The sequence below is a fragment of the Anaerotignum sp. genome (assembly GCF_045122575.1).
GTDB lineage: Bacteria > Bacillota > Clostridia > Lachnospirales > Anaerotignaceae > Anaerotignum_A.
Map to the genome: position 1 here is coordinate 1 of NZ_JBGVHV010000105.1, position 10,383 is coordinate 10,383.

General features: G+C 39.8%; 8 protein-coding genes and 3 pseudogenes. 10 read left to right on the forward strand and 1 reads right to left on the reverse strand.

Annotated elements, in window-relative coordinates:
- From ACJMLT_RS04555 to ACJMLT_RS04600, 10 genes and pseudogenes are all read left to right on the forward strand, one after another.
- Positions 1 to 194: pseudogene (locus ACJMLT_RS04555) on the forward strand (hypothetical protein); the annotation flags it as partial.
- A complete protein-coding gene (locus tag ACJMLT_RS04560; RefSeq protein ID WP_405727332.1) occupies positions 191 to 385 on the forward strand; it encodes a hypothetical protein in 195 nt (64 codons plus the stop codon). The pseudogene ACJMLT_RS04555 and the gene ACJMLT_RS04560, both read left to right, overlap by 4 nt.
- A gap of 154 nt (positions 386 to 539) precedes the next feature.
- Positions 540 to 905: a fimbrial protein gene (locus ACJMLT_RS04565; RefSeq protein ID WP_405727251.1), complete on the forward strand. Its 366-nt coding sequence runs from the start codon at positions 540 to 542 to the stop codon at positions 903 to 905.
- 86 nt (positions 906 to 991) lie between these two features.
- Positions 992 to 1,639, forward strand: a complete 648-nt coding sequence (locus ACJMLT_RS04570; protein WP_405727254.1) for a YoaK family protein — start codon at positions 992 to 994, stop codon at positions 1,637 to 1,639.
- Positions 1,640 to 1,727: 88 nt separating this feature from the next.
- A pseudogene (locus tag ACJMLT_RS04575) lies at positions 1,728 to 2,435 on the forward strand (hypothetical protein); the annotation flags it as partial.
- A 1,266-nt stretch (positions 2,436 to 3,701) separates the two neighbouring features.
- On the forward strand, positions 3,702 to 5,240 hold the full coding sequence (locus ACJMLT_RS04580; protein WP_405727257.1) for a lysozyme family protein: 1,539 nt from the start codon (positions 3,702 to 3,704) through the stop codon (positions 5,238 to 5,240).
- Positions 5,241 to 5,454: 214 nt separating this feature from the next.
- Entirely contained in the window at positions 5,455 to 6,117 is a 663-nt protein-coding gene (locus ACJMLT_RS04585) for a phosphatase PAP2 family protein (protein WP_405727260.1), read from the forward strand.
- Between the two features lie 15 nt (positions 6,118 to 6,132).
- Positions 6,133 to 6,483, forward strand: a pseudogene (locus ACJMLT_RS04590) (helix-turn-helix domain-containing protein); the annotation flags it as partial.
- Between the two features lie 260 nt (positions 6,484 to 6,743).
- The gene (locus ACJMLT_RS04595; RefSeq protein ID WP_405727263.1) at positions 6,744 to 7,895 is read left to right on the forward strand and encodes a DUF6017 domain-containing protein; all 1,152 of its coding nucleotides are present in this window, start codon (positions 6,744 to 6,746) and stop codon (positions 7,893 to 7,895) included.
- A 128-nt stretch (positions 7,896 to 8,023) separates the two neighbouring features.
- A complete protein-coding gene (locus ACJMLT_RS04600; protein ID WP_405727266.1) occupies positions 8,024 to 8,617 on the forward strand; it encodes a type IV toxin-antitoxin system AbiEi family antitoxin domain-containing protein in 594 nt (197 codons plus the stop codon).
- Between the two features lie 195 nt (positions 8,618 to 8,812).
- Here the strand turns inward: ACJMLT_RS04600 and ACJMLT_RS04605 are convergent, their stop codons facing one another.
- Positions 8,813 to 10,297 carry a carbon starvation CstA family protein gene (locus ACJMLT_RS04605; RefSeq protein WP_405727269.1) on the reverse strand — a complete coding sequence of 495 codons (1,485 nt, stop codon included), beginning with the start codon at positions 10,295 to 10,297 and terminating at the stop codon, positions 8,813 to 8,815.
- Positions 10,298 to 10,383: the final 86 nt, after the last annotated feature.

Consider the following 10,383-nt stretch of genomic DNA (forward strand, 5'->3'; position numbering starts at 1 on the left):
GCCTTATTGAAAAGAAAAAACAAGGATTAGGTAGACCAGATTTGATTTATCTTAAAAATTTCATTGTTCCAATGGATTATTCGAAATTAACAACAGCAGAGGAGACTGTTGAAGATTATGTAGGGAAAGTTTTGCACCTTATGGATATACTGCCGTTGCTAATTATGAGAGTGGGAGAAATGAGCCTGCTATAGATACGCTTTGCAAGATTGCTGAGTATTTTGATGTTACAGTGGATTATTTGATTGGAAAAGAGGATAATCCCAAAAGAATGGATGGCATATCAAAACATGAGGCAGAACTGATTATGAGCTTCAGAACTATGGATAATGAAGATAAAAGAATTCTTTTAGAAATGGCAAAATCGTTGTCTTCAAAAAAATGATAAATTAGACTAAATTGATAACGAAATTTGACTTTTATGAGATGACGTGAGATTCCCAAAATAGTATAATGATAGTACCAAATTTATATCAATTGCAAAAACACCTGGATGTTGGTTCGGGTGTTTTTTTGCGCCTAAAAATAGGAGGGAATTTATGAAAAAGTATAGAGATGAGAAGAAAATGTTTAGCGTTCCGCAGGTGTGTTATCTGTTTTTTTGCATGATAACAATGCTTGCTTATATGATTGAGCCGGTCTATGCCAATGTTACGATCTGGGAGAAGGCATCAGAGATCATGTCTGATGTTTATGGGCAGGTTGTTGGTATTTCTACCATTGCAGCCATTGTTACTGCAGCCATTGCACTTTTGATGATGAATTTCTCTCGCAGTGGCAGAACAGTAGACGAATCAAGGGCATGGCTGAAACGTATTGTTATCACATGGGCGATTATCAACGGTCTTGGCTTTATTATGTCCTATATCACACCATTCTTCTCCGGTGGTACATGGACACCTTGATTAGCTCTAATCTTGATTGGTAGCAGACAACATGATAAACTTAAATCAGTTAGATAAACAAGAATTTATGGAGGTGTTTATTCACATTGCAAACATCAGAGAGCTTTAGATTAAGTGCTGTCTTGTCATTTTCAGGTGGATTTCAGGATGCATATACTTACAATATGAGAGACCATGTTTTTGCAAATGCTCAAACAGGTAATGTTGTTCTGATGAGTCAGAATTTTATGCAAGGCAATGCGGTTATGGGGTTTCATTATATGTTTCCTTTACTTTCATTTGCTGCAGGAATTTTTATTGCCGAGCAAATTGAAAACAAGTTCAAGAACAGTAAGGGCATACACTGGAGACAAATCATTCTGTTTATAGAAATACTAATGCTTGGCCTTGTCGGATTTATACCGCTCAAATTAAATATGATTGCAAATATGTTAGTTTCCTTTTCATGTGCTATGCAGGTGCAAACTTTTAGAAAAGTACATGGATACGGATATGCGAGCACTATGTGTATAGGGAATCTAAGAAGTGGAACAGAAAGCTTATCACATTACCTCCGGAATAAGGATAAGGAATCTTTATATAAAGCACTTCATTTTTGGAGTATAATTATAATTTTTGCAATCGGAGCCGGAATCGGAGGAGTCTTATCGAATATCTGGGGTATAAAAACGATTTTGGTCTCCTCAATACTCTTAACTTTCGTTATTGTAATGATGATTAAGGAGTACCGGTAAATTCCAATTTTTAAAACAGAACTAAAAATCAAATCTCCTTTTAGTATTTACTAAGAGGAGATTTTTTATTTGAAAAGGAGGGATATCCTTGGGCATTCTTGACGGTATCGTGGAATGGATCGCCGAGCAGGTGATGAACATTCTGGATATGATAAATACCTCTGTATTGGGGGCATTGGGATGTGACATGGAAACATTCCTCAGATACTTCCCAGCAGCAGAGACTTTTTACAGTATCATTGTTGCTTTGGCAGTTGGATTATTGATGCTGAATCTGATTTTCCAGCTTCTTCGGAATTTTGGGATCATGCACAGTGGGGAAGCAGAAAGTCCGGTCAGTCTGACCAGCAGAACGATACTTTTCTTATTTCTGGCTCTCTTTGCAGATGATATATTGAATATTGTACTTAAAATAGGCGGAACGCCCTTTGGCTGGATGATGTCGGAGGAGCTTCCGCCTATTAATTTTGCGGATTTCAATTCCGTATTGCTGACGATCCTTGGAGTATCCCTGAACGGGTCTATTGCACTCATTGCACTGATCCTTCTGGTGATGCTGGCATGGAACTATCTGAAACTGTTGTTTGAAGCAGCAGAAAGATATGTGTTATTGGGTGTTCTGGTTTATACAGCACCGATGGCGTTTTCTATGGGTGGTTCCATGAACACCATCAATATCTTTCGGAGCTGGTGCAGGATGCTGGGCAGGCAGATTTTTATGATCCTAATGAATGTCTGGTGCCTGCGTATCTTTACATCGATGTTTGCCAACTTCATTTCCAATCCTCTTTCATTGGAAAACGGCAACTTCCTGATTTGGTTCCTTTGTGCCATTGGTTTTCTGAAAATATCTCAGAAGATCGATAACTTCATGCAGATGCTGGGGATCAGTGTAGGCATAACAGGCGGTTCCGTGTTGGGTGAAGCAGCTATAGCCATGAGAGGATTGGGTATGACAGGAAAAGCAATCGGCGGAGGTTCTTCCTCTGGTAGCAGCAGTTATAACAGCTCCAGTAGCGAAACAGTTCTGCAGGGAGGTTTGGCAGGCGTAGTTGGCAGACAGTTCAACCAGAATGCAATCAGTAATATCACAGGCAAAAGTGACAGTATTGCTTCGAATATCGCAAGGTCAGTATATAACTCCTCCATCCAGAACGGTGGGGGATTTTCTACGAATGTTATCAGTACGGTAGCAAAAGGCGATATTGCCCGTATGGGCTCTATCAAAGGCGATGATGCCGTACAGGCATTCCAGTCCTATATGGGCATTGATAAAGCTCCTGCCCAAAGAGAAAGAACAACAGCAGGCATGGAAAAGAGTTCTGAGTCTGTGATGAATAGTGTTTTTGATAATCAGAGTACAAGTACAAATTCCGATAGTTCCTTCGAAGGGATGCAGACCTCCATAGAGCAGGTACTGGCAGAGTATCAGCAGAATATCGGCATGGAACCCTTCGATTCTGGAACAGAAGTGTCTGATGGTTTCTTTGCTCCTTTCCCCGACCATCAGACACCCCCTCCTGAAAGTGGCGGGATCAGTATGGAAAAAGGAGAGAATTTTAATTCTTCTATAGATTCCTCTGCCCAGTATACCCATATGGAGATCGGCGGCGGTCGTATCACAGGTACGGAAACGTCGAAGGAATTGGGCGGCAGTGTAAATTTCGCTATGTATTCTACAGAGAAATATATGCCTCCATCTCAGGGGGATTATAAAACAGTAACGGCTGTAGATGGTTCCAAGTGGTATCATCAGTACGCACAGCCGACAGTCGTAAAAGAGCCTTATATGAAGGAAGATGGCAAGATCCATTATAGGGAACATATTGAAAATAAATTACCGGATGCACCAAAGAGAAAGGATAAAATATAAATGAAAATTTTGGAAAAATAATCTTGACAAAAATGATGGGGATTGGTATAGTATATATAAAGTTAATGATAGCTAACTTTACAGAAGCAAAAATCCCCCTCATAAAAAACTTCATTCTAATTAAAGTAAAAAAGGTCGTGTTGATAGGAACGACTTTTTTTATTGGGAAAAACAGAAAGGAATATAAATATGGATAACGGAAATGATCATGCATTGCAGGATGCGGTAAGGACAGCGACTGCACTGAAATATGGTATTTCCGGTCCGATCGCAGCTGCAGATCTGGTTTGGCAGCAAAAAAAGAATATAGGTATGATACTTGGTAGCACGGCATTTCTTTTGATTTTGCCCGTGCTTTTTTTGTGTATGCTGCCGTCGTTTATTTTCGGCAGTTTTCAACTTACGACCGCCTGGAATGATAACGCTGTGATGATGCAGAATATCCAGCGATATCGGACTGCGGTATGGTCTGCGATAGATGAAGTACACGACGATTTGCTGCAGGAGCTGATGGATCGCACAGCAGAAGGAGAAGAAATTGTAATCATGGATGATTTCAACTATAGTTCTGTTGACACCACTTCGATCCTATGTCAGTACTGTGTGGAAAAGGGAACTGATGAAATCAGTGTAGAGGATATTCAGCAAATTATCCATGCTCATAGTAACGATTTGTTTGAATATGCAAAACCCCTCGATAATACATATGAGATCCGTTTCCTTGGTGATGCTGATTATTTCGCAGACCATATTTTTAAATTGACAGAAGAACAGAAGGAACTGGCAGAGATGTATGCCTCTAATCTGGAGCTGTTTTTACATGGCAGCAGATTCGGAAGTGTATCAGCTCAGGTCAGCGATGATGTTTTGAAATATGGGACATTAGTGGAGAAATATGCTCAAAAATATGGCATTTCTCATTTTGTGGATGTCATAAATGCCGTTATGATGGCTGAAAGTGGAGGGCGAGTGCCAGATGTGATGCAGGCCAGTGAATGCCCGTACAATACGAAATACCCCAATGAACCCAATGGGATCACTGATCCGGAGTATTCCATTGAGGTTGGGATTCATTATCTGGCAGACTGCCTGAAGGGAGCAGGGTGTTCGGCTCCGACACAGACAGAAAAGCTGAGTCTTGCCCTGCAGGGGTATAACTATGGCAATGGCTATATTTCCTGGGCAATAGAGAATTACGGTGGATATACAGAAGCCAATGCACAGGAATTTTCAAGAATGATGCAGAAGAAACTGGGATGGAGTGGCTATGGCAATCCGAAGTATGTCAGTGATGTATTCAAATACCTTGTTTTCTCCGGCAATGGTATCTGGGGTTCTCCCTTTGTGGGGAAGAACTGGAACAGTGCTGTTTCTTCTGAATTTGGCTGGAGAACAGACCCGTTGAACGGCAGCAAAGCCTTCCATGAAGGACTGGATATTGCGTATCCGACAGGGTCACAGATCAATGCTGTATCTGGCGGAGTGGTGACCTCTGTGGTATTTTCCAAAACTGGTTATGGTCATCATATTCGAGTTGACTGCGGCGATGGTGTGACGGTATTGTATGCCCATTGCAGTGATATTTTTGTGACAAAAGGGCAGAGTGTTGCTGCAGGACAGGTCATTGCAGAAGTTGGTGCAACGGGACGAGTGACAGGGGCACATCTGCATCTGGGGGTACTGGTCAATGGAGAAGAAGTAAATCCAAGGGAGTATATCAGTCAATAGTGCGGCACTCTTTGAAAAAACCACTGCATCGTATATAATAAAAGAAAGAGATAAATTTGAATTTATAGAGCTGGTTACCATTAAAATAACTGTATTTATAGGAATGATACGAATCGTGTCATGCATGTGAAGTGATGATTCTTTATATTTTTATGTCTTTTGTTACTTTTGATATGACCGAAAGGTAAAACAGAAGGAGAAAGGACATAGTATAATGAAAAAGAATGGAAAACGAGTATTATTTGTAGGAAGTATATTAATTGTAGCATTTGCTGTTTGGACAGCACTGATACAGGTAGTGGATGTACAACCCATCGGACAAAATGGAACAGATATCGGCTTTGCATCATTTAATCGCTGGTTCCACAAATTGACGGGAGTGCATATGACAGTCTATGCCATCACAGACTGGCTGGGTTTGATACCGTTATTCGTTTGTATGATATTTGGTGTAATTGGGATGGTTCAGTTAATTAAGAGAAGAAGTCTGTTTAAAGTAGACTATGATATTGTATACTTGGGGATATATTACATTATAGTAATATTTGGTTACCTTGTTTTTGAAATGATTCCTATTAATTATAGACCAATACTTATTGAAGGATTTATGGAAGCTTCGTACCCGTCATCAACAACACTGCTTGTATTAAGTGTTATGCCAACGCTAATCTTTCAAGTGAATCTGAGATTAAAAAATGTATCAGTCAAAAAAATGATCTGCATTTTAACAAGTATTTTTTCTGCATTTATGGTGATAGGAAGGTTAGTTTCAGGCGTTCATTGGTTTACGGATATCGTTGGTTCAGTGTTACTTAGTGCAGGACTGTTTTGTATTTATAAAGCAGTTGTTATGTTGTGTTATAAACCAGAAAATTAAGTTGGAGATTATGCCATGGAATTTCATGAAAAACTTCAAGAACTTAGAAAAAACAGAGGGCTTACGCAAGAAGAATTATCGGAAGCTTTATATGTATCTAGAACTGCCATTTCGAAATGGGAATCAGGTAGAGGATATCCAAATATTGACTCGTTAAAGGAGATATCGAATTATTTTTCAGTAACAATTGATGATTTGTTATCGGGAGACAAATTACTTTCTATTGCTGAAAAAGAAAATAAATCTAATATTACAAGTATGTGTGATTTGCTATTTGGAATAGTAGATGTATGTTCTTTTATGTTAATCTTGTTACCGCTTTATCCAAGTACGGTGGATGGATTTGTGTACTCGGTAAATTTGCTATAAAGCTCGGTCATACTATTGCTCAGCGGTGTGCCGGTAGCAAAAGTAACGCCTCTGCCGCCGGTGATCTCATCCAGGTACTGGCATTTATTGAACATGTCCGTGGACTTCTTCGCTTCCGTGGAGGCATTCTGATATGCAAAACCGCATTAAACATTAGAGGTAGAAGGCTAAATAACAAATAAATCTATAATCACAAAAAAGTACCTGCTAGAAGTTCAATACTTAGGAGGTGCTTTTTTTTTATGGGGAGGGAGAATGTGAAAGAAATTATATTCGATTATCATTATGGGATGGAAGCTGAACAGTATGCCTTTTTTCGGATACAGAAGATTTTGATGAGTGATCCGTTGTTCAGAACATTATCACTGGAAGCAAAGGTATTGTACGGCATGATGATGGACAGGCTGGTTCTGTCTTCCAAGAATGGTTGGAGGGATGGTGCAGGAAGAATTTATATTTATTTTACGATAGAGGATATTTGTGAAAGTTTTAATTGCGGGAAGGACAAAGCTGTAAAAGCATTGAAGGAATTGGAGAAGGACATTGGTCTGATCGAGAGGAAAAAACAAGGACAAGGAAAACCAACTATGATTTTTGTAAAAAATTTTACAAGGGTTATAGAAGAAGATAGCAGTGAAGAAGTTCCAGACTACAGTAAAGTCGAAGTCAAGAATGTGGAAAATCAGAATCCTAGACTTCGGAAAATCAGAAGTCTGGAATACGATAAATCAGAAGTCAAGACTTCGGAAAAGCAGACTTCTAGTTTTCTGGAAAATAGAAGTCAAGACTTCGGGAAAACAGAAGGGAATAATACTAAAAATAGAAAGACTGACTATAGTAAAACAAATCTATCTTTCCATCAATCCCAAAATGAAATGATGGATGTGATTGATGGATACAGGCAGCATGTGAAGGAGAGAATTTCTTACGATTATCTGATACAGCAGCATCCGTATAACACAGATTTAGGCGAAATTGTAGAACTGATCGTAGAGGTTCTATGTACGCAGGAAGAATTTATGAAAATTGGGAAGAAACAGGTTTATACTGCATTGGTGCAGGAACGCATGAACCAGCTGGACTATACTCATATCGAATACATACTGGAGTGTATGAAGGCATCGCCGTCAGATATCAGGAATATCAAAGCCTACTTGATGGAATCCCTTTTCAATGCTCCGGTGACAATAGGAAATTACTATAGTGCAAAAGTGAATGCTAAAGCAGAATTAGGAAAACCATTTGCAATGGAAACAGAACTAAAAGAAAAGAACCAGCGACTTGCAGAGTTAAATGCGTTATTGAATCTGGATGAAAAAGATGCAGTGATTTTGGATAGCAGTGATTTTTATGAAAAAGAAGAATTGGAGGGAAGGAAGAAAATAGAATCTTTAGAATATGTTCGATGATAAAGAGTAATCCTGTTGACAATGGTCAAAATATTATGAATGATGTTCCCTGATTGTCAATGAACTCTATTGACAATGGTCGAAATATTAAACATAGTATTATTAGATTGTTGCTAAGGGGTGATAAAATGGATTATATGAAAATATTGACTGATATTGCACAGGAAAATGGTGGAATTATTACAACAAAGATTGCAGAGGGGAAAGGCATTTCGAGAGCAATGCTTTCAAAGATGTTCAAAGAAGAAAAAATTCATAGAATTGCAAAAGGCCAGTATATCCTTGAAGAGGAACTTCAGGACGAAATGCTGTCTATTAGTAAGCGCTCAGAGTATGTGATTTTTTCTCATGAAACTGCTCTGTTTTTACATGCTATTTCTGATAGAACTCCTTTTGAACATACGATTACAGCTCCATCTGGAATTGTACCATCAGCAATGATTAGAACAGAGTGTAAAGTGTACTATATCAAGCCGGAATTATTTGAATTAGGCAAAACAGAGATGAAAACTCCTGCAGGTAATCTGGTTCCTGTTTATGACTTGGAGAGAACAATTTGCGATGCAATCCGGAGTCGTAGCAGAATTGGTACAGAAACATTTTTAGCGGCACTGAAAGCCTATGCCGATAGTCCTAAAAAGGATTTAAATAAATTATACCAGTATGCGAAGCAACTTCGTGTATCTAAAGTGCTTAGACAATATTTGGAGGTGTTATTGTGAGTAATGCAATGAGCCTGAAAGCGAAAATTCGTAATATTGCAAGGGATTTACAAAAATAGGTAGACCGGTTTTGTATTTAAACTGATTTGGAAATACATAAATTATTCTGAAATAAGATAGATAGAAATTCCAGCCGGATTATAAAAATCCGGCTGTTTTTTCTTTTGTATTTTTAAAATCTTTTGTAAGGAAGAATTATTCTTCTGTACGCTTTGCCGCGTAGTTTTTGCCTGCACGGATTACGCCAAAGAAATAAAGTGCTGCCAGAATGCCTGCAATGATGTAAGAAGTATGCAGACCAAGACCGAACCCGATTTTCTGGCTCAGCAGGAAGGAAGAAATGATAAACAGATAGAAGGTGCCGGGAATCAGAGAAATTAGAGGAGCATAGCCGGGGGCACCCTTTTTCGCACTTAGATAGATGCTGATGGCTGCAAATGCGAATACAGCGATGGACTGGTTTGCCCAGGCGAAATATCTCCACAGGATGTTGAAACCTTCTGCGTTTGTTTTTGCGTAAACAAGAATAAAGATAACAGGAATAAACATACCTAAAGTAACAAGAACGCGATTGCGCGTGCTTTTTTGATCGATATGCAGATAATCTGCTACCATTAGACGACAGGAACGCAGGGCTGTATCGCCGGAAGTGATGGGCAGAACGATAACGCCGAGGATCGCAATGATACCGCCTACGGGACCCAGAATATCTTTTGCTACTTCACCGACAACGGCTGTTGCGCCATTTACGGAACCAGCGTTGTAAATACCCATAGCTGCTGCAGCCCAGATCATGGCGATGAGGCCTTCCAGGATCATCATCCAATAGAATGTGAATTTCCCTTCTTTTTCAGAGCGGACACTGCGGCCAATCAAGGTACACTGTGTGGAGTGGAAGCCGGATGTGATACCACAGGCTACTGTTACAAAGAATACAGGGATGAATGGTGTGCCTGCACCAGTGTTGCCTGCTGCATCCCACATGGGATACATATGAAACAGACCTGTAAAGCCGCCGGACAGATCCAGATTTGTCAGTTCGTAACCTTTTACGAAAATACCGCCGAATACACCAACTGCGGATAACAGCAGGATTGCACCGAAGATAGGGTAGATGCGACCGATGATCTTATCAATGGGGAATAATGTGGCAATCAGGTAGTATGCAAGGATTACGGCATAAATGACCCATGTCCAGATACTGACACCCTGCAGACCAGCAATCTGGCCAGCAAACAGGTCGCCAGGAGTATATGTAAATACTGCGCCGACCAGAAGCATCAGAAAGCAAAGGAAAATATTATAAACATGATATACCTTGTTGCCAAGAAATTTACGCATAATACCGGGCATCTGTGTACCATCCTGACGGAGAGACATCATACCACTCAGATAGTCATGAGTTGCACCGCTGATGACGCAACCAACAGGAATGGTAATGAACGCGATGGGACCGAACAGGATACCCTGGATGGGACCGAAGATTGGGCCTGTGCCTGCGATATTCAATAAGTTAATGAGTGCATTTTTGAATTTGTTCATGGGAACATAGTCTACACCATCTTCATATTTCAGAGCAGGGGTCTGTCGGTCATCTGGGTTGAAGATTCCTTCCACAAACTTACCGTACAGAAAACCGCCAATCAACAGGATTGCCAAACCAATTAAAAATGTTGTCATAAAAATCTTGCCTCCTTTTCGCTCTCTCCATGCGCAGATGAGAGAGGACTTTCTTTTTTAAAAAAATTGTATTGGAATCATTCCGA